The organism is Pontibacter ramchanderi (assembly GCF_002846395.1).
Taxonomy (GTDB): Bacteria; Bacteroidota; Bacteroidia; order Cytophagales; family Hymenobacteraceae; genus Pontibacter; species Pontibacter ramchanderi.
Window position 1 is genome coordinate 1 of the sequence record NZ_PJMU01000006.1, and the last position, 24,878, is coordinate 24,878.

22 protein-coding genes are annotated in these 24,878 nt (G+C 52.1%); 5 read left to right on the forward strand and 17 right to left on the reverse strand.

What is annotated here, in order from left to right; translation table 11 throughout:
• Positions 1-130 precede the first annotated feature (130 nt).
• From BD749_RS18745 to BD749_RS18815, 14 genes are all read right to left on the reverse strand, one after another.
• Positions 131-682, reverse strand: a complete 552-nt coding sequence (locus BD749_RS18745) for an RBBP9/YdeN family alpha/beta hydrolase (protein WP_101447389.1) — start codon at positions 680-682, stop codon at positions 131-133.
• Positions 683-900: 218 nt separating this feature from the next.
• On the reverse strand, positions 901-2,001 hold the full coding sequence (lepB, locus tag BD749_RS18750; protein ID WP_101447391.1) for a signal peptidase I: 1,101 nt from the start codon (positions 1,999-2,001) through the stop codon (positions 901-903).
• Positions 2,002-2,019: 18 nt separating this feature from the next.
• Positions 2,020-2,736, reverse strand: coding sequence for a 4-hydroxy-tetrahydrodipicolinate reductase (dapB, locus tag BD749_RS18755; protein WP_101447392.1), 717 nt, complete (start codon positions 2,734-2,736; stop codon positions 2,020-2,022).
• Positions 2,733-3,398, reverse strand: a complete 666-nt coding sequence (locus BD749_RS18760) for a DUF5683 domain-containing protein (protein WP_101447393.1) — start codon at positions 3,396-3,398, stop codon at positions 2,733-2,735. The genes dapB and BD749_RS18760 overlap by 4 nt, the downstream gene beginning before the upstream one ends.
• A gap of 9 nt (positions 3,399-3,407) precedes the next feature.
• Complete coding sequence (locus BD749_RS18765) at positions 3,408-4,325, reverse strand: ParB/RepB/Spo0J family partition protein (protein ID WP_101447394.1); 918 nt, start codon at positions 4,323-4,325, stop codon at positions 3,408-3,410.
• Between the two features lie 12 nt (positions 4,326-4,337).
• Entirely contained in the window at positions 4,338-5,120 is a 783-nt protein-coding gene (locus BD749_RS18770) for a ParA family protein (protein WP_101447395.1), read from the reverse strand.
• Positions 5,121-5,127: 7 nt separating this feature from the next.
• Positions 5,128-5,808 (reverse strand): metal-dependent hydrolase, encoded by a 681-nt coding sequence (locus BD749_RS18775; protein WP_101447397.1) that lies wholly within the window; start codon positions 5,806-5,808, stop codon positions 5,128-5,130.
• 319 nt (positions 5,809-6,127) lie between these two features.
• On the reverse strand, positions 6,128-6,655 hold the full coding sequence (locus BD749_RS18780) for a YsnF/AvaK domain-containing protein (protein ID WP_101447399.1): 528 nt from the start codon (positions 6,653-6,655) through the stop codon (positions 6,128-6,130).
• A gap of 147 nt (positions 6,656-6,802) precedes the next feature.
• Positions 6,803-7,630 carry a YsnF/AvaK domain-containing protein gene (locus BD749_RS18785; RefSeq protein ID WP_101447401.1) on the reverse strand — a complete coding sequence of 276 codons (828 nt, stop codon included), beginning with the start codon at positions 7,628-7,630 and terminating at the stop codon, positions 6,803-6,805.
• A 526-nt stretch (positions 7,631-8,156) separates the two neighbouring features.
• Positions 8,157-8,651 carry a DUF6438 domain-containing protein gene (locus tag BD749_RS18795; protein WP_101447405.1) on the reverse strand — a complete coding sequence of 165 codons (495 nt, stop codon included), beginning with the start codon at positions 8,649-8,651 and terminating at the stop codon, positions 8,157-8,159.
• Between the two features lie 14 nt (positions 8,652-8,665).
• Positions 8,666-9,265, reverse strand: coding sequence for a hypothetical protein (locus tag BD749_RS18800; RefSeq protein WP_101447407.1), 600 nt, complete (start codon positions 9,263-9,265; stop codon positions 8,666-8,668).
• A gap of 98 nt (positions 9,266-9,363) precedes the next feature.
• On the reverse strand, positions 9,364-11,211 hold the full coding sequence (gene yidC, locus BD749_RS18805; protein ID WP_101447409.1) for a membrane protein insertase YidC: 1,848 nt from the start codon (positions 11,209-11,211) through the stop codon (positions 9,364-9,366).
• A gap of 30 nt (positions 11,212-11,241) precedes the next feature.
• On the reverse strand, positions 11,242-12,858 hold the full coding sequence (locus BD749_RS18810; RefSeq protein ID WP_101447410.1) for a CTP synthase: 1,617 nt from the start codon (positions 12,856-12,858) through the stop codon (positions 11,242-11,244).
• Between the two features lie 175 nt (positions 12,859-13,033).
• Positions 13,034-15,541, reverse strand: a complete 2,508-nt coding sequence (locus BD749_RS18815) for a zinc-dependent metalloprotease (protein ID WP_101447411.1) — start codon at positions 15,539-15,541, stop codon at positions 13,034-13,036.
• A gap of 312 nt (positions 15,542-15,853) precedes the next feature.
• On the opposite strand from BD749_RS18815, the gene BD749_RS18820 reads away from it, so the two are divergent.
• A complete protein-coding gene (locus BD749_RS18820; protein WP_101447412.1) occupies positions 15,854-17,470 on the forward strand; it encodes a tetratricopeptide repeat protein in 1,617 nt (538 codons plus the stop codon).
• Positions 17,471-17,476: 6 nt separating this feature from the next.
• Here the strand turns inward: BD749_RS18820 and dinB are convergent, their stop codons facing one another.
• Entirely contained in the window at positions 17,477-18,550 is a 1,074-nt protein-coding gene (gene dinB / locus BD749_RS18825; RefSeq protein ID WP_101447413.1) for a DNA polymerase IV, read from the reverse strand.
• A 172-nt stretch (positions 18,551-18,722) separates the two neighbouring features.
• Between dinB and cysM the strand changes: the two genes are divergently transcribed.
• From cysM to BD749_RS18840, 3 genes are all read left to right on the forward strand, one after another.
• Complete coding sequence (gene cysM / locus BD749_RS18830) at positions 18,723-19,610, forward strand: cysteine synthase CysM (protein WP_101447473.1); 888 nt, start codon at positions 18,723-18,725, stop codon at positions 19,608-19,610.
• 62 nt (positions 19,611-19,672) lie between these two features.
• Positions 19,673-20,365 (forward strand): type 1 glutamine amidotransferase domain-containing protein, encoded by a 693-nt coding sequence (locus tag BD749_RS18835; RefSeq protein ID WP_101447414.1) that lies wholly within the window; start codon positions 19,673-19,675, stop codon positions 20,363-20,365.
• Between the two features lie 227 nt (positions 20,366-20,592).
• On the forward strand, positions 20,593-21,444 hold the full coding sequence (locus BD749_RS18840; protein ID WP_101447415.1) for a pirin family protein: 852 nt from the start codon (positions 20,593-20,595) through the stop codon (positions 21,442-21,444).
• Positions 21,445-21,598: 154 nt separating this feature from the next.
• On the opposite strand, the gene BD749_RS18845 is transcribed toward BD749_RS18840, so the two are convergent.
• On the reverse strand, positions 21,599-22,675 hold the full coding sequence (locus tag BD749_RS18845; RefSeq protein ID WP_101447416.1) for a S4 domain-containing protein: 1,077 nt from the start codon (positions 22,673-22,675) through the stop codon (positions 21,599-21,601).
• Between the two features lie 146 nt (positions 22,676-22,821).
• Positions 22,822-24,162: a branched-chain amino acid transport system II carrier protein gene (brnQ, locus tag BD749_RS18850; protein WP_101447417.1), complete on the reverse strand. Its 1,341-nt coding sequence runs from the start codon at positions 24,160-24,162 to the stop codon at positions 22,822-22,824.
• 177 nt (positions 24,163-24,339) lie between these two features.
• Here brnQ and BD749_RS18855 point away from each other — a divergent pair, with 177 nt between their 5' ends.
• Complete coding sequence (locus BD749_RS18855) at positions 24,340-24,750, forward strand: hypothetical protein (RefSeq protein WP_143741287.1); 411 nt, start codon at positions 24,340-24,342, stop codon at positions 24,748-24,750.
• Positions 24,751-24,878: the final 128 nt, after the last annotated feature.

Consider the following 24,878-nt stretch of genomic DNA (forward strand, 5'->3'; position numbering starts at 1 on the left):
TCCGATGAAAGACAACAGCATTAGAATAAGAAATATCTGCCAATGCTTTGCCTTTAGTATTGCTTTCATTTTTTTAATTAATCTTACCGCCAACGGTTTGTACAGGCTAAGGTGAGGCGATAGCCGAGAGTTAAGCCTGTGCTGGGTTAGCGGTTCGTTTTTCTATTTTATTGATTAGTTCAAGACCAAAATCCCACTTCCCAAATCCAGATTTACTTTCTATATGCCCTGCATTTTTTAATTCAACAAACTCACTTCCCCAGTTTTTGGCAAACAGCCTTGCTCTTTCAATCTCAACAACATGGTCATTCGAGCTTGCTACCACTATTGTAGGAAAGGGCAGCTTATTTTCAGGCATGGGATTGAAGCCTGTAATATACTCTGGATAGCCTGGTTTGTCCACGTCACTTGGTGCTACAAATAAGGCACCTTTCACTTTGTGACCGTATTTCTCAAACCATTTGATTATAGTAACACACCCAACACTGTGACCAATTAAAACAAGCTGTTCATAGTTGAATTTTTTAAGCTCTTCTTCAATTCTGTTAGTCCATTCGCTACAGTTAGGGTTTTCCCAGTCTGACTGCACAACCCTGAAAAACTCTTCTGGATTTTCATTCTCCCAGATAGTTTGCCAATGATTTTCGTCAGAGTTGCGTAAGCCAGGTATAATTATATTCATTATGTTCTTATATTTTGAATATCCGCTAACTAGAGTATAGCAGGAGTAGCTACTCCTACTATCTGCACTATGTATGGAGTTATATCTACTTAACAGTAAATCTCTACTGTTCTATACCAAATATACAATATTTCATTTACCAAATATCATTAACCCATAATGAAAAAACCGCCAGCTCCTTTCAGAACTGGCGGTTTCATTTCTATACCTGCTATACCTTACTCAATCGTTTTAAACAATCTACTCCATCGGATCTTGTCAAGGAAGCCGCCATAGGGGTCAGTGGACATCCAGATCATGACGGCCTTGCCTACAATGTGGTCGGCTGGTACGAAGCCCCAGTAGCGGGAGTCGAGGGAGTTGTGACGGTTGTCGCCCATCATAAAGTAGTAGTCCTGCTTGAAGGTATAGCTCGTGGCTTCGGCACCGTCCAGGTATAGCTTACCGTCACGCACCTCGGCGTTTTCGTTGTGCTCATAGCCCAGGATCACCTTTTCGTAAAAAGGAAGCGTCTCCGGCGTAATGGCCACAGTTGCGCCTTCTTTCGGGATGTAGAGCGGACCAAAGTTGTCTTTGTTCCACTCATACTTGCTCGGCACATGCGGGAACACTTCGGCATCGCCTTTTCCAGCCTGGTCCATTAGCAGGGTAGCCTCTTTAATAAAGTCAAGCTGTGCAAGCGCCTGAGCCTTTTCAGGGGAAGTGTCTACGATGTAACCGCCTTGCCACTGGATCACGTCGGTGATGTCACGCTCGAGGAAGAACTTCTCGGCCAGGCGCTGCTCCGTAGACAGGAAGTACTTGTACTGTATCTTCTCCGGGTTCTCTGCAGCCTGCCCGTTAATGTATACCTGCATGTCGCGGATCTCGATCGAGTCGCCGGCAATACCGATGCAACGCTTGATGTAGTTGGTGCGCAGGTCGGCTGGATGCTGCTCCTCCGGCGGGTAGTTGAACACCACCACATCGTTGCGCTTCACTTCAGAGAAACCAGGTAGTCGGTACGACTTCAGCTGGATGGCGTCGGAGTAGGAGGGGATGTTGGTGCCCCAGATGGTTTGGTGCGTGAGCGGTACCTGCAGCGGCGTGATGGGCGTGCGCGGACCGTAGTGTAGCTTGCTCACGAACAGGAAGTCACCTACCAGCAGCGACTTCTCCATAGAGGGCGTCGGGATGGTGTAGGCCTCAAAAGTAGCCCAGCGGATCAAACTGGCTGCCACAACAGCAAACAGAATGGCATCGCCCCACTCACGAGCAAAGCTCTTTTTCTTTTTTGGCGCCTTGCTAACGGGTTTCTTCTCCCAAAACTTTACTCTCATCTATCAAGCGTTTTGTAACTATAGGTTGAGCATGTCTTTCATGCCATATACTCCCTGTTTGCCCTGCAGCCACTCAGCCGCCATCAGGGCACCCTCGGCAAATCCGGCACGGCTGTGGGCAATGTGGCCCAGTTCTATTCTGTCTACTTCCGATTCGTAGGTCACAATGTGAGTACCCACTACATCGGGCTCACGCTCCGACACAATGTTCAGCTGCTTCTTGTCAGCATCATCATCGGCCGCCCAGCCAGTCAGGTGCGGGTAATTCGCCAATATACCTTCAGCGGCGGTTATACCTGTGCCGCTGGGCTTGTCTACCTTCTGGAGGTGATGAATCTCGCGCATGGAGACACTGTACTCCCGGTATGCCTGCATTTTACTGGCAATATATTCGTTAAAATGAAAAAACAAATTAACGCCCACACTATAATTGGAAGCATAGAAGAAAGCCCCCTTGTTTTCCTGGCACAGCTGCACGGCTTCGCTATACCTGTCAAGCCAGCCAGTAGAGCCAGAAACAACCGGTATACCTTGTTTCAGGCAGTAGGAAATATTGCCAAAGGCGGCTTCCGGATGCGTAAACTCAATGGCTACATCCGTGTTTTCAGGGGTATAGCTGCTCAGCGTTTCGGCGTTGGTATGGTCAATGGTACCAGCTATGCGATGGCCTTTGGCAAGGGCCATCTGCTCAATGGTTTTCCCCATTTTGCCATAGCCAATCAGTAGGATTCTCATTTGGTTCGGGTATATAAAGTAAGGGTGAGTCCGGGCGTTACGCCATTAGTGGCAGGTGTGCGAAACACATCGGGCTGAACGCGCATACTTAGGTTGTCGCTCACGTCAAACTCACGCAAATGACCGTGCACATAAGCTTCGGCAATCTGCATGCCATAGGCCAGCACGGACAGAATGATGGTCAGGTCGCGGTTACGGCGGTAAAAATCGCGGCTGTAGCGCAGGTTTTGTGTGCCACGCTGCGTATTGGCGCCATACACAGGATCATCATAATAAGCGTCCTGAATTTCGATAAACTGATCGCTCTGGCCTGTGCGTAGGTTCAGTGCCGCCCTGAAGTCCTGGTATTTGTTGTTGTTGTCGATGATAAAATAACCCAGCGCACCGCCTGCAGCATAAATGATGGGCACTTTCCACCAGGCGCCATTGTATACCTGGCCTGCTCCGGGAATAACAGCCGAAAAAAGAGCTGCCCGGCCGGGACGTCCCAGGTTTTTGAAACCGCTCAGGAAAAACTGCTTTTGCTGGGCGGTATCTGCTTCGGAGGTGAGCACCAGCACCGAATCAGGTCCGGATGTGACAACTTGCGCCCTGGCTTGCGTTGGAAGCAGTTGCGTAAAAAGCAATACTACAAATAAAGCTATACCGGGCGCTAACCTCATGCTGTTCTCTTAGTAGTTCAGAATCTCCAATATACGGTTCAGCTCGTCCACCGATACAAATGGGATCTTGATCTCGCCCTTGCCGTCGTTGTTAGCCTTTACCAGAATCTTGGTGCCAAATTGCGAAGAAAGCTTTTTCTCAACTCCTTTTAATTCTTCATCATACTTGTTGAACACCAGTTTTTGTTGCATATCCGGCTTCTTGCTGGCGTTCTGCACGTTGCGTACCAGCTCCTCTACCTTGCGCACCGACAGTTCTTCGGCTACCACCTTACGGAAGATCTCGAGTTGTTTGTCAATGGTGTCGATGTTGATGAGCGCACGGGCGTGGCCCATGCTGATCACGTTGTCGCGCAGGGCAATCTGAATATCGGGCGGTAACTTGAGCAGGCGCAGGTAGTTGGTCACCGTGGTGCGCTTCTTGCCCACGCGGTCGCCAAGCTCTTCCTGCTTCAGGCTGCACTCGGTGAGCAGGCGCTGGTAGGAGAGGGCAATCTCAATCGCATTCAGGTTTTCGCGCTGAATGTTCTCTATCAGGGCCATCTCCAGCATCTGCTGGTCGTCGGCCTTGCGGATGTAGGCAGGAATAGTGGTCAGGCCGGCCATTTTGGCTGCCTGGTAACGGCGCTCACCCGATATCAGCTGGTAGCTGCTCTGGTCGAGCTGACGAACCGTGATGGGCTGAATGATGCCCTGGATTTTGATAGACTCCGCCAGTTCTTCCAGCGCCGTCTGGTCAAAGTGCGTACGCGGCTGGAAGGGATTCGTCTGTATCTGGTCAATGGCTATATCTGCGATGGTATTGACTTCGTTAAGGGTGGTCGATTCGGCCGTTTTGCCGGTATACTTGTTCCCCTCCAGCAGCGAGCCCAGGCCCCGGCCAAGGCCGCCTTTGCGTAGGGGTGCTTGTTTCTTGTTATCAGACATGTAATGGTCAGGTTATTTCGCCAGCGCAACGCTGTTCTTCTCTGCTATCTCACGGGCGAGGTTCAGGTAGCTCATGGCGCCCTTGCTCTCTGCGTCGTGCAGCAGGGCAGGTATACCAAAGCTAGGCGACTCGCTCAACTTCACGTTTCTTGGGATAATGGTGTCGAACACCATCTGCTGAAAGTGGGTCTTTACCTCTTCCACCACCTGGTTGCTCAGGCGCAGGCGCACGTCGTACATCGTCAGCAAAATGCCCTCAATGGCCAGTTCCGTGTTCAGGCGCGACTGAATGATCTTGATCGTGTTGAGCAACTTGCCCAGGCCCTCCAGCGCGAAGTACTCGCACTGCACCGGTATGATCACTGAGTCAGCCGCCGTCAGCGAGTTCACCGTAATCAGACCCAGCGAAGGGGAGCAGTCGATGATGATGAAATCGTATACCTCCTTGAGCGGGGCCAGCGCCTCGCGCATTTTCTCCTCCCGGTTGGGTACGTTGATCATCTCCACCTCAGCGCCCACCAGGTCGATGTGCGATGGAATCAGATCCAGGTACTCGATGTTGGGCGAGGTCAGGATGATGTCCTGAATGGTGACGTCCTCCACCATGCACTCATAGATGCTGGTGGTGATGCTGGCCGGGTCGAAGCCGAGACCCGATGTGGCATTGGCCTGCGGGTCGGCATCGACGAGTAATGTCTTATATTCGAGGGCTGCCAGGCTAGCAGCCAGATTTATGGCTGTGGTGGTCTTGCCTACGCCACCCTTTTGGTTTGCAACCGCTATTATTTTTCCCATCTACAAATTATAGGTTTATAGTCTGACCTATCTCCATCAATATTAGTTCCTTGCCGGCCATCTGGGCTACTTCCTTCACTTCCTCATGGTCTATTTTAATATAAGGGAAGGTATCGTAGTGCATGCCGATCACCTTGTCTACCTGCACGAAGTCGGCCGCTACCAGGGCATCGTGGATGTCCATGGTAAAGTTGTCGCCGATCGGCAACAGGGCAAAATCCAGGTCAAACTGCTCCGGGATCAACTTCATGTCGTAGGTAAGGGCCGTATCACCGGCAAAATAAAATGTTTGGTTCTCTGTTTCCACCACAAATCCGCCGGCTATACCTGCGTAGGTGCCATCCGGCAAAGAGCTGGAGTGCACGGCGTTCACCATTTTCACGGTACCAAACGGCAGTGTTACTTTACCACCGGTGTTCATCGGGTGGGTCTTTTCTATACCTTTCTCCTGATACCAGCTCACGATCTCGAAATTGGCTACAATGGTCGCATTGTTGTTCTTGGCAATGCGCTCGGCATCGTGCACGTGGTCCTGGTGGCCGTGCGAAAGCAAAATGTAATCTGCCTTAATACTGTCTACGTCAATGGCCTTGGCCAGCTCGTTTGGCGAAATGAACGGATCGAAAAGAATGCGGTGCTCACCGATCGTAAAAAGAAAGCAGGACTGTCCGTAATACGTTATTTCCATAGTTTGCATTTTTTTATCTCTTAACCCATTCAGGGTATAGAACTTTTACAAAGATAATGTTTTTTGCACAGAACGCGTGATGTTCCACGCCCGAAGGCGTATATTTTTATCCACGATTTCAGGGGTTATCCACATTCCGGAGGGAGACGCCTAAAATGGGGTAGCTGAACAGATAAACGCCTTTTCAGCGACATAAAAGCACAAGGGCCCGACTGCCTGGTAAGCTGCCGGACCCCTGTGCTTTTATTGCTTTTCTGGTATATAACGCCCCGTGGAACTATATATTTTAAACCGTCATCGTTTTATGCAATCCATCCGATCAGCGCGGGCGCTCGTCTGGGTTGCTTCTCTTGCGCTCCACCCTTATTTCCTCCCGCAACAACTCCACGTGCTCTGTGTTAGGTTCGGCAGTGCGGCGTTTGGTTACGTGTATCTCTTCCACTACCAGCAGGCGCTTCTCTACGACAAGAACCTCTTTCAGCACAGGTATGATCATTTTGTCTCCTTCGTAACGCACGGGTGGGGGAGGTGTGTCCACGTACTGATTCACTTTCACCCGCTCTATCTCCGCTTCTTCATGTATGATCGGCAGATCCAGATCTACCTGATCCCGGTGCACCTCCTTGGCAACGCGCACATTACCCGTGTCTCTCACCTCTTTGTCAACGTGCAATTGCTCTTCAATGACAGGGATGGTTTTGCTATAAGCAATGTCAACATCCAGTTTTTCGCGCTCGTCACGGCCGTACTCATCTTGTATATCCCGCTCTTCCAGCGGACTGCTGGCATGGCCTTCGCGTAGTTTCTCGTCAAATTCTGATTTCAGTTTGTCTGTTTTCTTGCTCATGGTGTATGGGGCTTAGCTTCATCCATTTACTACGGTCGGGACCAGGTATAGTTCCGGGCCTTTGGCTGCGTCATGGGCGCATAATAGCCTAAAAAACAACAGGCAGCCAACCCTGACTGCCTGTTGCCTTAACTGCTTCATTTTCCCTTAAATGTTTCTGGGATTACCCGTGTCCTTACCAGGGTTTCGCAAGTCTCTGTCTCTGTCCAGTTTGTCAATGTCCACATCAGTTTTTCGCACGGTGCCACGTACGGTTTCATCGCGCTCCTCTGTGTGTTTGTTGATCTTTACCTCTTCCACCACGCGGGCTTCCTTGTTTACTACAGGTACCTCGGCGCGCTCCGTGATGTTGATTTCGCCTTCTTTGAAGTTCTGGAAATCGCGGTCGGTGGCAGGTCGGTTTACTTTATTGCGCTCAATGTCGATGTGCTCTTCCCTTAGGCGCAGATGCTCTTCCACGGGGCGTTCCACAATGCGGCTTCTCATGTGAACGCCGCCACGTTCCACTTCGCGTTTGCCAACGTTCATGCGCTCCTCCATAATCGGAATGGTCTGGCCGGCATCACCCGTATGGCCGGTTCTGGTGTGTGCGGTACCTTGTGGCGGCCTTTCCATACCTGCCTGAGGGGCGGAGGCTTGCTCATCCACGTCCACGGCGCCGCAAGAGTCCAGCACGGCTGCGGCCTGCTCAGCTTCTTTTCTGGAATCAGCATGCACGGTCACCACCCAGCCTTTACGGGCGGCCTGGGTGTGTTTGGTGGCCTCCTCGTTTTGGCCGAACAGCGAGCCGAAAAAGCCGCTTACATTGTCCTTGTCTGTTGTTGTGCTACTGCCCACATGCCTGTTCGATAGCGAGGCGGGGTTGGCTATATCTACTTTCTCACGGCCGATGTGATGGGTACTTTCCAGTTTCTGCACGGCGGCCTGTGCGTCTATACCTTCTTTAAAAATGCCTATTACGGTTTGTTTTTCCATAGTAATGAGTGTTAGATGCTTCATCGGAGTCTTTTTCACTTCAAAATCATTGGGGACTCCACTACCCAAACTTTTTTAGGTATGGGAAAGTACAAACTCTCCCTTTTTACTGAGTTCGGGGCAAAAAGACCCTTACTTTTTCAAAAGATCCTCAGCGACCCGAACTGTTTTAAGATCAAATCGACTTCGGTAGATAGTGTAAAATTATACAGCTATATAGTTCAGTCTGAATTAAAATTTATTATAGCCTTAAGCCTGGTTAAGGTATTAAACAGTATACCTGAATATTATTTTTTTGATATACTTCTTATGCTTGTCTCTCTTTTTTTACGACCGGACTTATGATTGGTTATTGATTTTTTACAAATGCAAGCCAGCTATTATTCTATATTTAAACCTAGTGTTGTTTAGATACAGGGTGTTATAGCGCCATGGAAGCAGGAAAGCAGACCAGGTGGGGAAGGGTATTACAAGACAGTTAGGCAAAGAAATAAATAGAGGAGAGTCGGTTGCGTCAATGCCTGGCTTACCTGATGGGAAGTCTCTTTTTGGCTTCCGCTTCAGCCAAAGACATAAGCAGGCCATGCACCCCATCCTGCAAATCTAGCAGGGCTTTGGGGCCACCTTCCTCTTGTTTTACCCGCTTTGCTTCCTTTCCGGATTTATAAAACGCCGTGATTGTGGCGGGCATGTCGCTCCAATTGGTCAGGTAGGTGTCGCGCAGAGAGCTAATGTCTACCTGCGCGATACCTTGCTGGAGCTCATTTAGTTGTTGCGCTGTAAGCGTGAAAGTGACTGTGTCTATCACAGGAACATGGCTATAACCGATGTAGCGAACACTGCCATCCTCCAAAAACGTGGCTTCGTAGGAGGGACAGGTGCCCAGGCAGGGTGTTTTTTGGAAATGCAACAAGGGTATAGCCGATGCCTGCACACTGCCTTTTTGCGTGGCGCTACAGCTGGCCATCAGGAGAAACCCCAGTCCCAGGCTAAGTTTCAGCAATATAGACAGTGTGTGCATACCGATTCGTTTTGCTATTGTCCCTGCGGTAGTTTACGAAATTTTCCTTGCTCCAGCACATAGGCGGCTGGCTCGCAATAAGGGCACTCTACATAGTTATGGGACGAATCCGGCGGATTTACGATAAAAATGCGGCTATCCGGACTGAACTGCGCGCCAGTGCTGCTCTGCAACTTGTCGAGCACTTTGCCATCCTGGCGGTCCACTACATAATGCTCCTGACAGGTGGTGCCGCAGCCAACGGTGACAACCGTATACCTGCCGGCAAAATTTATACCTTGTTTCAGACCTTCCTGCAAGGCTGAGCGGTACTGTGAGGCATCGGCATGGCTGGATTCATCGAGTGGTGCCAAACGCCCTTTGTAAGCCTCTTGCACCCGAAAAGCCTCGTCGCTCTGGTAGGCCTCCATGCGCAGGCGGTAGCGCTGGTAAAGTTCGGGGTTCTCGTCCGAGGTAATGGGTGTGCGTACCGAGTCGCGTTGCAGGTGCTCCTCCAGCTTGGGGTGTGTGCTGGCAATCGTTTTTTCTTCTTCTGCCTTTTGCTGGCAGGCTGCTCCCACTACCGCCATAAACGACAGAGGCAGCAGGAGGTAGGGTAGTGTATTCTTTCGCATGATTTTAATATAGGTACAGGGCTATACGCAAATCAGCAAATATGGTCAAACAAAAAAGCCCCGATCTGTGTCGGGGCTTTTTTCTCAGGTATGGGAAATTATTTCTTTTTCACTTTCGGGTTGTTGCGGCGCTCCTGCTCCTTTTCGGAAGCGGCACGCATGGCTTCCTGCATACGCTCCGTGAACGATGGACCACCTGTTTTCTTCTTCTCTTTGCGCTTGTCGCGGTTTTCCTCCAGCTTTCTTCTGATCTTGTCTTCATCCACGAACTTACGCATCAGCGACATCTGCCCAAAGGTCACCATGTTCGACACGAAATAATAGAAGGAAAGTCCGGCTGGGAATGAATTCAGCACAAACATGAAGATGATTGGCATCAGGTACATGTAGAACTTCATCGGGCCCTGCATCGACACGTTCATCTGGTTATTTGACCAGGTATAGAGGATCGTGGAGGCCGTCATCAGCAGCGTGAACATACTCACGTGGCTGCCATAGAAAGGTATCGTGAACGGCAGGTTCACAAACACGTCGTAGGTCGAGAGGTCATCCGCCCACAGGAAGGCCTCCTGGCGTAATTCAATGGAGTTCGGGAAGAAGTTGAACATCGCAAACAGGATCGGAAGCTGCAGGAGCATCGGGATACAGCCGCTCAGCGGGTTCACGCCCATTTCGCCGTACAGCTTCATGGTTTCCATCTGCGTTTTCTGCATGTCACCGTCGTTGCGCTCCTTAATGGCGTCGATCTCAGGCTTCAGCACCTTCATTTTCGCCATCGACATGTGCGACTTGTAGGTCAGTGGGAGGAGGATCAGCTTAATGTAAAGCACCAGCAGGATGATGATGATGCCGTAGCTGCCAATGTAATTCTCCAGGAAGTCGAAAGCCGGGATGATGATGAGTTTATTCACCCACGAGAAGATGCCCCAGCCCAGGTCAAGGTTCTTGTTGAACTCGTTGCCCATGTGCTTCAGGATCTTGTAGTCGTTCGGACCGAAGTAGTACGTAAACTCACCCTTGCCGCTTAACAGGTCAGCTGTCGGGATCAGGATCTCGGAGTTCAGGGTTTTCACAACGGCCGTATCTGCCGGGTTGGTCACGGCCTCCAGTTTGGCGCCTGAGAATGTGTTGGTAGCAATAATACCGGCTGTGAAGAAGTTCTGTTTGTTGGCTACCCACTTCATTGGCTCCGAAATGGTTTCAGCCTCAGTTCCTTCCGAAATAGACAGGTGATCAAAGCTCTCGTCGGCCGTGTAGTAATTGATAGTCGACTTGGCCCGGTTTTGCGGCATGTCTTTCTCCAGCTGCTTCAACTGGTCGTTCCAGACCATGGTCACGTTTTCGCCACTGATCTGGTTGTTCAAGCCTTTGAAATCCAGTTTATACCCAACCTGAAAGCTGTTGTCGAACAAGGTATAGGTCTGGTCGATGGACTGGCCATTGCCGAGGTCGGCACGGTACGTGATGGTTTGCGCAGGCACGTCACCTACCGTCACCGTCTGCACCTGCGAAGGTGAAAAATACAGATCGGAGAGACGGATGTTCTTGCCGTCGTTCGTGGTGAACTGCACGTCGGTGCGGCTGCTCTCACGGTCGAACAAAACCAGCGTATTGCCCTTGTAGTCTTTGTAGTTTTTCAGCACAACCTCTTCTACCTGACCGCCTTTGCTGTTGAAGCGCACGGTCATGTTTTGGTTTTCGAGGGTTGCTGTGCTGGCCTCGCCTGTGCCTGCAGCGCTAAAGGTGCCCAGTGTGGCGGCGCGTCGGACTTGTGCCAGCGAATCGTTTTCTGCTACAGGAGCGGGTCCCGTCTGCACCTGCTCTACCTTGGCTGTCTGGTCAAATGCAGTTGTGTTGGCTTCTTCGTTCGTTCCCGAGAAGAAGAAGGAGTAAGCCAGCAGGAGCACGGCAATCAATCCAAAGCCAATAGCTTGATTTCTATCCATTTAATGAGAAATAAATAATGTGTGTTGGTTTTACTTTTTTGATTTTGTGTAATTCATGGCCGCCTTCACAAACTTGACGAAAAGCGGATGCGGGTTGAGCACAGTGCTTTTCAGTTCGGGATGGTACTGCGCCGCCACAAACCACGGATGGTTCTGCAGCTCGATCACTTCCACCAGACCAGTTTCCGGATTGATGCCTGTGGCCATCATACCCGCTTTCTCGTAGTCGGCCAGGTACTTGTTGTTGAACTCGTAACGGTGGCGGTGGCGCTCCGAAATCTTGGACTTGCCGTATATGGAGAATGCTTTTGAGCCCTTCTTTAGTTCACAGGTATAGGCGCCCAGTCGCATGGTGCCCCCCATCTGGGTAATGTTCTTCTGGTCCTCCATCATGTCGATAACAGGGTAGGGCGTGTTCGGGTCCATCTCGGTAGAGGCGGCGCCTTCCAGCCCCAGCACGTTGCGGGCAAACTCCACGGCGGCGCACTGCATGCCCAGGCAAATGCCCAGGAACGGAATACCCGATTCTCTTACATAGCGGATAGCCTCCAGTTTGCCTTTGAAACCGCGCTCGCCAAAGCCAGGGGCCACCAACACACCGTCCATACCTTGCAGCAGACCGGCCACGTTCTCGTCGCTGATGTTCTCTGACTGGAACCACTTGATGTTCACTTTGCATTCGTTGGCAGCACCGGCGTGCACAAACGACTCCACAATGGATTTGTAAGCGTCCGGTAGCTCCACGTATTTACCCACCAGACCAATGTTCACCTCAGCTGTCGGGTTCTTCAGGCGTCCCAGGAATTCTTTCCAGGACTCCAGCTCCGGCTCGTTGCGCTGTGGCAATTTCAGTTTAGCGATCACACGTTCGTCAAGTTTTTCCTTGCGCATGAGCAGCGGCACATCATAGATTGTTTCCGCGTCAATCGACTCAATCACGGAATTTTGCTTTACGTTGCAGAACAGCGCGATCTTTTTGCGCAGGTCCGTTGGGATATGGTACTCAGAGCGGCACACCAGAATGTCGGGCTGCACGCCTGCCTCTGACAGGTCGCGCACCGAGTGCTGGGTCGGTTTGGTTTTCAATTCGCCCGCCGCTTTGAGGTAGGGCACCAGCGTTAAGTGGATCACGCAGGTTTCGTTCACGCCCAGTTCCCAGCGCAGCTGGCGCACCGCCTCAATAAACGGCAACGATTCGATGTCGCCCACACAACCGCCGATCTCTGTGATCACAATGTCAAACTCGCCGGACTCGCCCAAAAGCAGCATGCGGCGCTTGATCTCGTCGGTGATGTGGGGGATTACCTGCACCGTTTTGCCCAGGTAGGCACCTTCACGCTCCTGTGTGATCACATGGTGGTAGATGCGGCCTGTCGTCACGTTGTTGGCCTGCGAGGTAGGCACATTCAGGAAACGCTCGTAATGTCCCAGGTCCAGGTCGGTTTCGGCTCCGTCTTCGGTTACGAAACATTCGCCGTGCTCGTAAGGGTTGAGCGTGCCCGGGTCGATGTTGATGTAGGGGTCGAATTTCTGGATTGTTACAGAGAATCCTCTTGCCTGCAGCAACTTAGCAAGAGAAGCGGAGATGATACCTTTACCGAGTGAGGAGGTAACGCCTCCTGTAACAAAAATATATTTAGCAGCCATAAGTTAGGTTAAACATTATGGGCTGTAAAGTTACGGGAATTATTTGATTTTACCGTACGCACAGGTATTGTTCTACTTTTTGCATAGGATATCTTTCTTAATATTCAACCCCTGTTCTAAATAAAAAGCCCCAGCCAAAGTGGCCGGGGCTTTCTTCATCATAAAAACAGGAAAATTAGCTTTTCGGGTTCAGGATGTTGTCGATGCGCACCAATGCGTCCTGCAGGTGGTACTTGGTCATCGAGTCCGATGTCTTCGGCAGGGAAGCCCTGATCTGGTTGCGGAGCGCAGTCAGTTCGCCGCGTACCATCGGCCGGATATCCGATTGGGATACCTTCACGGTGGTAACGCCTGCAAATGCACGCACATTGGCAGGCACAGAGGGCTGCTCTTCTTTCATCAGGAACTCCATGCGGTCGAGGTAACCGCGCTGCAGGTTGCGGCGGTACATGTCCACGGTTTTGCCGCTTCCAATCTCGGACCAAACGCCGTTGCGCAGGTCGGCCATCATCTCAGGCAAAGTATAGGTTTTGCTGCCAAGCGCCGCCTGCGACTCGAGCAGGCGCTGCATACGGCCCGGATCCAGCACATTGTTCAGGATGTTCACCTGCGCCGTACGGATACGCTCCACGGCACCAGCCGATTCGATCTTGCGCAGGATGTTCTGGTCCAGCATCCAGGTTGGGGTGGCCAGGCCTTGCTCATTAAGGAACTTCATGGCACGCTGCTGCTTTTCCTTTGGCACGGCTGCGTACACGTCGCCTTTCTGGTCGTAGGTCTTGTAGTTTTCGTACACGCCGCCGATGTTCGCCGTTACGTGGCCCATGTAGCGGTTCCACTGGCCCAGCACCTGGCTGTACATCTCCTGCAGGTCGTCGTAGTTTTTATTCTCCTCTTTCGTCCACTCCATCAGGTTTGGCATGATGCGCTTCAGGTTGAGGATGCCGTAATGGCTGGCCAGCATGGCATCGTCGCCCAGGTCCTCTGTCTGAGAAGAGGGGTCAACCGGGTTGCCCTGCTGACGGCCGAAGCGGTACATCGGGTCGTCGCCTTTCTCCAGGATCCACTGCGACAGCTTGGCCACGTTGTCATATCCGTTCATCTCCGGGAAGTAGGTATAGCCCCACTTCACAGAGTGCTTGTCATATACACCGATGCCTGGCATCAGCGCCACACCCTTGTCCTCTGGCTGCGCCACGTAGTTGAAACGGGCATAGTCCATGATAGAGGGGGCGGTACCCATTTCTTTTGTGAATTTGGCGTCGCGCAGCTTCTCTACCGGGAAGGCGGCGCTGGAACCCATGTTGTGCGGCAGACCCAGGGTATGGCCTACTTCGTGCGCCGACACAAAGCGGATCAGTTCGCCCATCACTTCGTCTTTAAACTTCACGCCGCGTGCATCCGGGTTCACGGCAGCTGTCTGCACAAAGTACCAGTTGCGCAGCAGGTTCATCACGTTGTGGTACCAGCCGATATGGCTTTCCAGGATCTCACCGGAGCGCGGGTCGTGTACGTTCGGTCCGTAGGCGTTCTGCGTCTCCGATGAAAAGTAACGGATCACCGAGTAGCGCGCATCTTCGGTGCTGAACTCCGGATCCTCTTCTGGCGAAGGCGGATCCTTGGCAATGATGGCGTTCTTGAAGCCAGCCGCCTCAAAGGCTTTGTTCCAGTCCTCCACGCCTTGTTTCAGGTATGGGCGCCATTTCATTGGCGTAGCCGGGTCGATGTAGTATACGATCGGCTTGATCGGCTCTACCAGTTCGCCACGGGCATAGGCTTCTTTGTCTTTCGGCTCGAGTCTCCAGCGCACAATGTAGCGGCGCTTAGCGGCACGCTGCTCGTCGGTACCGTAATCGGTCTGCGACAGGGTGAAATAACCTACGCGCTCGTCGAACCGACGGGCCGGCATCGGCACTTTGGGAAGCAGGAGCATGGAGTGGTTCAGCTCAACCGTAATGGTGCCGGCGTTGGAGTTGGCAGGCGGATCAGTGGCCTCGTAGGTCATAAGCGAGCGGGCCTCGATGTTGATCGGGAAGCTCTTGATGCTTTCTACAAAGGAGCGCTTGTCGTCCAGACGCTTCACTTTATAGGTCTCGCGCTGGCGCTTGTTCAAACCAAGAGCCTGCACGTCTTTCGAGAAGAAGTCGGTTACTTCCACCACCGAGGCGCCGTTGTTGAAGGCTTTTACATCAAATGCCTGAATAACGGGGGCCAGGTTGGAATTCTGTACTGAATGGAAGATCTCGAGGGTGTCGCTGGCCACGTTCTGGTAAGAGATCAGGCGCAGCAAAATGCGGTTGCCTTTTTTCTCCCAGCGCAGCATCTGGCGATTCAGCTCCTCGCCACCGTAGCCTAAATTGGTCGCAGTTTTGGCGATGCGGCTCACCATGAGCATGTCGCGGTTCAGGAGCGTGTCCGGAATCTCGTAATAGTATTTATCGTCGATGCGGTGCACCTTGAACAGGCCCTCATCGGTTACAGCATTCGGGGTGATGACGCTGGCATAGGGTTTTACACCGTTGTCGTCTTTTTTAGCAGCTGGTGCAGCCTGTGTGGTAGTGGCTTCCTGCTTGGCTTTTTTCTTCTTCTTTTTTTCCTTGCTCTGGGCAAAGGCAGGTGGTGCTACAAGCGCACCAGCCAGAAGCAGAGTAGCCAGCCGGGCATAGCGTACATTTTTGCTCATAATGGGCGGAAGATTAGGTTAGGTTAAGATTCGTGTTTTACAATATACCTGTTTCGGGTATCAGATAAAAGACTATACATGAGAAGAATGGTTTAATGCCCTGACTAGCTAGCGTTTAATTTTTCTGTGTGCATTTATATAATGCTATTGGACATAAACATATCACAGAAAAACCAAGTACTTAATGAGGATGGGCTATACCTGACGCTATAGCCTGACTGGCTCCCTCTCATTAAGCAGCTCATGCTTAAATTTAGACGTGCTTCGTCCTTGCATTTGACACGCAAATCTTCAATTCTTACTCAGAACAGCATGCGAACATCACTTGTTATAGCCCTTGCCGTGTGCCTTGCCTTTGCTATTCCTGCCTACCAGGCAAACGCACAGGGGCACGCCACCAAGCACGGCACCGTGAATCTGACAACCTCCTGTAACGAACAGGCACAACAGCATTTTGATACCGGCCTGGCGCTCATGCACCACATGATGTATGAAGAGGCCGCTCAGGAGTTTACCGCCGCCGCGGAGGCTTCCCCTGATTGTGGCATGGCACTATGGGGCATCGCCATGAGCTATATCCACCCGCTTTGGGGGGAGCGCCCCTCAGATGACAACCTGCAGAAGGGAAAAGCGGCTGTAGAGAAGGCTCAGCAGCAAGCGCAAATGACCGAGAAAGAAAAAGCCTATGTGCAGGCTGTCACCCGGTTTTACGAGAATTGGGAGAACACCCCATATGCCGATCAGTTGAAGGCCTTTGAGCAAGGGTATAAAGAAGTGCACACTGCTTACCCGGACGAAGTGGAGGCGGCCGCTTTTTATGCCCTGGGCCAGTTGGCAACGGCACCCAAAACGGATAAGACCTTTTCGAAACAGCAGGAAGCCGGAGCGCTGCTGGAGCAGCTGCATGCCCAAAATCCGGATCATCCCGGCCTTTTTCATTATATCATCCATGCCTACGACAACCCCTTGCTGGCTAACAAAGCCGTAAAAGTATCACGTGAGTATGAGCGGATCGCTCCGGATGTGCCGCACGCCCTGCATATGCCGAGTCATATCTTTGTTCGCTTAGGCCAGTGGACCGATGCCGTGGACTGGAACATACGCTCTGCGGATGCGGCGCTTCGGCAGTCACCCAAAGAGACAGTGTCCATGCATTACCCACATGCCCTCGACTACATGGCTTATGGCTATCTGCAGCAGGGGCAGGACAAAAAAGCACAGGCAGTAGTTGACAAACTGGAGGCCGCCGCCGGCTATACGCCCACCTTTGCGACGGCTTATGCACTGGCCGCTATACCTGCACGCCATGCGCTGGAAAGAGGAAAATGGGCAGAAGCGGCTCAATTGCCGGTTCGTTCACCACAAAATTTCACCTGGTACAAATATCCTGGGGCGGAAGCCATTACCTATTTTGCCAAAGGTATAGGTGGCGCCCGATCCGGCAATACAGCAGTGGCAGAAGAGGCAATCGCCGCTCTTGACAAGCTGCGGACACAGCTGAAAGGGGCGGGCGAGACCTACTGGGCAGCACAGGTCGAGGCCCAGCAAATGACGGTGCAAGCCTGGCTGGCCTATCAAAAAGGGGATAAGGAAAAAGGATTGGCCCTGATGCGGGAGGCAGCTGACAAAGAAGATGCGCTGGATAAACACCCGGTTACGCCAGGCGCTGTGTTACCGGCCCGGGAGTTGCTCGGCGACATGCTTTTGCTCAGTAAGAAGCCAGCGGAAGCCCTGCAAGCCTACGAAACGAGCCTGAAGGTATCGCCGAAGCGTTATAACAGCCTGTACGGCGCAGCGCTCTCCGCTGAGCGGACAAAAGACAAAGAAAAGGCAAAACGCTATTATGCCGAGCTGCTCCAGATCAGTCCGGAAGCGGATGAAAGCCGCGAGAGCTGGGCACATGCCAAAAATTACGCTACTAAAAAGTAAGCAAAGCTAAAACTCGAGCGTGAGCTGGTAACCCTCCATTTTGTCGTGCTGGTAGAGCAGAGAGGAGGCCGTGATACCTAACAGTCGCACCGGGTAGGCTGGTAACTGGGGTGTGCGCAACAGGTCGCGGGCGATGGTGAAAATGGCATCGGCTGACTTGATTTCGCCCAGAAAGGTTTTGCTGCGGGTGGTCCGGTTGAAGTCGAAATACTTGATCTTGACCGTGATAGTCTTGGCTGTAGCCTGCAGTCGCTCCATGTCATGGGCCACTTCTTTGGCAAGCCTTTCCAACTCGATCAGCATCACTTCCTCTTCGGTCAGGTCCACCTCGTAGGTGCGCTCCGACCCAATGGATTTTCGGATGCGGTGCGGCTGTACCTCCCGGTCGTCCTGCGCGCGGGAGATGCGGTAATAATAGCGGCCTGTTTTGCCAAAGTGCCGCACCAACTCCTCCTCCGACTTTTCGCGCAAATCAGCGCCGGTCAGGATGCCCATGCTCTGCATTTTAGCCGCAGTTACCTTCCCGATGCCATAGAATTTCTCGATCGCCAGTTCGGCCACTATCTGCTCTGCCTTGTCAGGCGTGATCAGGGTAAAGCCATTGGGCTTGTTCATGTCTGAGGCGATCTTGGCCAGAAATTTATTGAAGGAAACCCCCGCCGAAGCCGTCAAACCAGTTTCCTCCAGAATCTTTGCCCTGATCTCGTTGGCGATGATGGTGGCGGAGGGCATCCCGATCTTGTTTTCGGTCACGTCCAGGTAAGCTTCGTCCAGTGAAAGCGGCTCCACCAGGTCGGTGTAGGAGTAGAAGATCTCACGGATCTGGCGCGACACAGCGCTGTATACCTCAAACCGGGGTTTCACGAAGATCAGCTGCGGACAGCGCTGTGCCGCGATTTTGGAGGCGAGGGCAGAATGCACGCCATACCTACGAGCCTCGTAACTGGCCGCAGCCACCACGCCCCTGGCCCGCGAGCCACCTACGGCCACAGGTTTTCCGCGCAGCTCGGGGTTGTCGCGCTGCTCCACGGAGGCAAAAAAAGCGTCCATGTCGATATGGATGATCTTGCGGATGGGCATGGTACAAAGATAAGAGTTTAGGAGTTGGAGAGTTTGAGAGTTGAGGAGTTAAAGTTTACAGCGGCGTGACATTGTTACGTTGTATACCTGATACATTATACTTTAATCACTTCAGCGATTCCATTCTGACAATTAGCACGTACTAGGTATACAAGTGCACAAAAAGAAAAACATGACAACACGGACGCTACTGGATTTTATTGGCAATACCCCTCTGGTGGAACTGCGCCGTATTTCTCCGAACCCGAGGGTGAAGCTGCTGGCCAAACTGGAGGGCAATAACCCCGGCGGCAGCGTGAAGGACCGGGCGGCATATGGTATGATCAAAGGAGCCTTAGATAGGGGTGAGCTGACAAAAGGTACGAAGCTGATTGAGGCCACCAGTGGCAACACAGGAATTGCACTGGCTATGATTGCAAAGTTGTTTGGGGTGGAGATAGAACTGGTGATGCCTGCCAGCGCTACGCCGGAAAGAGTAAAGACCATGGAAGCCTATGGTGCAAAAGTCACCCTGACCCCGGCTGAGGGCTCCATGGAGGCGGCCATTGACTATGTGCGGGAGAAAGAAGCGAAAGGTGGCTACCTGGTACTTAACCAGTTCGGCAACCCGGACAACTACGCCGCCCATTACCGCAGCACGGGCCCCGAGATCTGGCGCGACACCGAAGGTGCCGTCACGCATTTTGTGTCGGCCATGGGCACGACTGGTACTATCATGGGCGTGTCCCGTTATCTGAAAGAGCAAAACCCGGCAGTACAGATCATCGGCACCCAGCCCGTGGAGGGCTCTCAGATTCCCGGCATACGGCGCTGGCCTGAAGCCTACCTGCCCCAGATTTTCGAACGGGAGCGCGTTGACCGCATTGTAGATGTGTCGCAGCAGGAGGCCACCGCTATGACCCGCCGCCTGGCCCTCGAAGAAGGGGTGTTCGCAGGTATGAGCAGTGGGGGAGCTGTGGCAGCGGCCACCCGCCTAATTTCGGAGCTCCATGAGGGGGTGGTGGTTTGCATCATCTGCGATCGGGGTGACCGCTACTTGTCCTCCGAACTGTTTGGCTAAAACATTGCCCACTTGTTTCGGGTTAAAAGGATTGACTCAAAACCATCTAATAAGCATAAACTATGAAAGTACTATTTGTTTTGACTTCACACGACCAACTGGGGGACACCGGCAAGAAAACCGGATTTTGGGTAGAGGAGTTTGCGGCCCCTTATTACACACTCGCCGATGCCGGCGTGAAAGTGGACCTGGCTTCCCCAAAGGGAGGTCAGCCGCCTATCGACCCGAAAAGCACTGAGAAAGATGCTCAAACGGAGGCCACCCGTCGCTTTTACGAGGACGATGACCTGCAGCATAAACTCTCCCGCACCAAAAAACTCACAGAGGTGAAAGCCGAAGATTACGATGCCATCTTCTTCCCGGGTGGCCATGGCCCGCTGTGGGACCTCTCCAGTGACCAGAACTCCATCCGTTTGATCGAGGACTTTGCAAAACAGCAGAAGCCAGTGGCTGCCGTTTGCCACGGCCCCGCCGCTTTGATGCAGGCCAAAGGCCCGAATGGGGAGCCGCTCGTGAAAGGCAAGAAAGTAGCTGGCTTTACCAATACCGAAGAAGAGGCCGTGCAACTGACCGATGTGGTACCTTTTCTGGTAGAGGACCGTTACCAGGAACTGGGAGGCATTTACTCCAAAGCTGATGATTGGCAGCCCTATGTGGTGACAGACGGCTTATTGATTACCGGACAAAACCCCGCCTCTTCGGAACCTGCGGCAGAGGCCCTGCTTAAAATGCTGAAAAAGGAGACAGCAGCTTAATTTTTGCCGCTTCCGTATACCTGACTATCAGTGTAGCGTGAAAATCCCACCAGATGACGAATTGTTGTCGGTGGGATTTTTATGTTAAGCAGCATGTCGCGTTTCAGTTTTCGCTAAAATCTCGGGTTTAAATTCAGGTATAGTACTGCCTTTCCTGAAACAAAGAGTCAGGGGTTAGGGTAATTAATGTATATACATTAATTTGCAGACGATCTAGCGTTAACCTTATGCGAAAAATAAAAGATTTACATAAAGCGGTGTATGCCCCGGTGGATGACCTGGTGACCTACCGGGCCATCCCTACACGTGAAGTGGAATACATTGATCCTTTCCTTTTTCTTAACCACCACGGCCCGCAGGTGTACAAACCTGGCAACCGCGGGCTGCCTTTTGGCCCGCACCCGCACCGCGGCTTCGAAACCCTGACCTTTATTCTGGAAGGTGATATCATGCATCAGGACACAGGTGGCGGTAAAGACATTATCGAAGCCGGGGGTGTGCAGTGGATGACAGCCGGCAGCGGTTTGATCCATGCGGAGGTATCGTCCGAGAAATTCAAGCAGGAGGGAGGGCCGCTGGAGATTCTGCAGCTTTGGTTTAACCTGCCGGCCAGACACAAAATGGCCGCACCAAATTACATCGGGCTGCAGGAAGATAAGATTCCGGTGGTGGAGCTCGACAATGGCCGCGTGCACGTCAATGTGATCTCCGGTAGTTGGGGGGAGGTGCAGGCGCCTATCCAGAACCTGAGCGATATTCACATGGTGAGCATTGAGCTGCAGAATGGTGGCGAGTTTGTCTACAACGTCCCATCCGAACGCAACATCTTCTTCTATGTGGTACGCGGTGCCGTGAAGGTGAACGGCCAAATGGCTGAGAAACTTACGCTGGTGGAGTTCGCCAACGAAGGCAAGGAAGTGAAAGTAGAAGCCACGGAAGACGCCTACTTGCTCTTTGGGCATGCCCAGCCATTCAACGAACCTGTTGTATCGCACGGTCCGTTTGTCATGAACACCGAAGAGGAAATTCACCAGGCCTTCCGCGATTACCAAATGGGGAAAATGGGAACCTGGAGTTAGCGGGAGTTTTGGAATTTGAGCATTGGGGAGTTGAGGCGTTTCGCAAAGTCTGAACGCTTGCCTGTCTCCGAAAGCCATCATTAAAAAGGGCTCTCTTTCACTAGGAAGAGAGCCCTTTTTAGGTATTACATTGCTATTTTCTAATGGCTAAGTATTACCTGCCGCGTTTCTGGCCTTCTTTAGGGCCATCGCTGCGCTTGCCGCCGCTTTTTGGGGCAGAACTTCTGCCAGGAGCTGATTTTGGAGAACCTGTTAAGCTACCGCCACGGGAAGTTTTACCCGGGCTTCCGGCGCCTTGTCTGGAAGCGCTTGTTCTTTTGGCGCCATCATTTCCTTTAGCTGTTGTTGAACCAGGTCTGCTGCCTCTTGCCGGCCCCTGACCCACGCCACTTCTGGAAGGTGCTCCTGATGCGCCGCCTCTTGCAGAGCTAGCGCCTGCGCCGCCTCTTGCTCCGGACCGTTCTCCCCGGCCAGGTCTGCCATAGCTGCTTTCTGACGTTTTGCGGCTGCTTGTTACCTTTCCGCCAGGCACCATGCTGGTCAGGCTGCTCACTTCCTGCGGCGTGAGCACACGCCAATGGCCCGATGGCAGTTTTGACAAGGAAAAGTCACCGAAACGAACGCGCTGCAGGTGCATGACCTTATAGCCCAGGCTTTCGCACATGCGTTTCAGATAGTGGTCGGTGCCGGGCTTCAGGGTAATGCGGAAGCGGGTCTGCGTTTCTTTCGACACGGAGTTGTTTATCCGCTCTTCGCCAGGTATAGGCGCACCGCCACCGCTGATCTTTTGCAGAAAATCCGCCGTGATCAACTTGTCCACGGTCACGATGTACTCTTTCTCATACCTGTTGTCGGCACGCTTCACGCCACGTACAAAATCGCCGTCGTTGCTCAGGAAGATGATGCCCTCGGCCTCACGCTCGAGCATGGCAGTTGGCTCCAGCGTAGCCGGGAAATTAATGGCCCGCACCACGTTATCGCGCACCGCCATATCGGAGGTGGCCGACATGTTGGCCGGTTTGTTGAAGATCAGGTATACGGGCTGTTCCTGTTTCACGCGCAGCATCTCATCGTCAATGCGCACCTTGTCCTTGGGCGTCACTTTCATGCCCGGATCAGTTGGGATTTTCCCGTTCACGGTCACGCGGCCCTGTTCTATTAATTCGTCTGCATCGCGGCGCGAGCAGAAGCCCGAATCGCTGATGAATTTATTCAGTCTTTTTGGTTCCATGTTTTTCGTGGCGCAGGTATAGCTCAATCCTGTGCTACCCTCGTTTACGCCAATCCTTTAAGAAGAAGCAAAATTACGGGAAAATATAGTTTTACCTACTTCTTTAGGCGGATCCAGGCGTTTTAAGGCACCCAGTACCATTTAGCCTACTCGCTTTCGAGGGCATAGGAGGTCTGCCGCGTGGAGATCGCAAAGCCGATCGCCACGCCTACAAGTGCCGGTAACACCCAGCCCATACCGAGGCTGTACAGCGGCAGGTAAGTGGCGAACACCCCGCTGATGCCTAACTTAAAACCGGCTGCGCTCAGGCCTTCCACCACACTCACTATACCTGTCAATAGCACCGACCAGGTATAAATGGCGTTCCGCTTGCGGAGCATTGGGGCAAACAGCGTCAGGACAATCAGCACGATCACCATCGGATAGATTCCCACCAGTACAGGTATAGAGAAAGAGATGATCTGCGTCAGGCCAACATTTGAGATCAGGGCGCTCACCAGGGTCAGCCCCAATACATATTGCTTGTAAGAAATGGAAGGACGCAGTTTATTGAAGTAACTGGCACAGGCCACGATCAGGCCAATGCTGGTAGTAAGGCAGGCAAAAATAATGGCGACACTTAGGATCAGACTGCCAGCCACGCCAAACTGCAAATTGGAGATCTGGCTGATGATCATGCCTCCGTTTTCGAGGTGGCCGATGGCCTGCACGCTCGTTGCGCCTGAGTAGGCCAGTCCCACATAAACCAGGCCCAGACCGGCAGCCGCTATCAGGCCAGCCGTGGTGCACACTTTAGCAATTTGCTTCGGACTGTCAACCCCTTTGGAGCGGATGGCATTGATAACGATAAGGCCAAAAATAAAAGAACCAATGGTATCCATGGTCAGGTAGCCTTCCTGGAAGCCTTTGAAGAAAGGTGCTGCCTCGTAGGCCGCCAATGGCTCTGTGATAGCACCTAGTGGGGAAAAGAGGTTCATGGCCAGCAGCGCCGCCAGAATGATCAGCAGCACCGGCGTCAGGATCTTGCCGATGGTGTCCACCACTTTGCCAGGGTTCAGTGCCAGGAGGTAAGTAACGCCAAAGAAAATGATCGAGTAGAGTGCCATGCTCCAGGCAGATGCTTTCATTCCTTCCGAAAGAAAAGGCGCAATGCCGATCTCGTACGATACTGTTCCGGTACGGGGAACTGCGAACAGCGGCCCGATGGTAAGGTATATGATAACCGGAAACAGAAGCCCGAACACCGGGTGCACCTTCGAAGAGATGGACTGGACGTCTTCGTTCTTGGACATGCCGATTGCGATCACGCCGAGCAGCGGAAGACCAACGCCGGTCATCAGAAAGCCGACAATGGCAGGTATAAGTTCGGTGCCAGCCGCCTGGCCCAGTGATAATGGAAAAATAAGGTTGCCCGCGCCAAAGAAAATGGCGAAAAGCATAAGGCCAATGAAAAATGTTTCCTTAAAAGAGATGCTTCCTGATTTCACAATATGGTCTGCTCAGTGAGAGAATGTATTTAATTGTATTGCAATTAAATATCCAATCCGGCAAAATCCTACATTTATCTTGTGTTTAGTAAATCGAGCAGGTACTATCTATTTCAAAATAGCAGCACAGAAAGAGCCGGAAATTAAATATATTGCTCCTCCTGGATAAAATTGAGCATGAAGAACCCCTACCTGAGAAGCCTGCTATGGCATTCACTTTGCTTTCTGTTAAGCGAGGTTTTCCTATTTATTTTGATGGAATGGAATAGCCCGGTTGCGTCCCGAACTTCGGCTGAGGCCTCTGTTATGTACCTGGTTATTGTAATGCCTGTTCTGTATGGGCTATACGTTGCCTTGCACATGCTGTTTTTGCTGTTCACTCATTTTAAAAAGCGTTACAAGTTCCCATTCAACCCGGTGAGTGCCGCATTTCTATTCGATCTTGTCTTGCTCTCCTTCATCGGAACAGCCCTTGATCAGGATAGGGCTCTTACCAATCCCCTTCTTGCCATAGCAGCAGGTACCTTTATTTTTCTCCTCATCGAGATCTGCCATTCATTTTATGCGCCCGACAAGGCACTTGGTTAAGCTTTTTGGATCTTTTAATTCACTTATCCAGGAAAGCATTACAGCAGGTAGAATAGCGTAATTGGCATCGTTTGCTGCAAGCAAAATACGCGCAGCCAGCATAGAAAAAAGCAGCAGCTTGTTTCAGA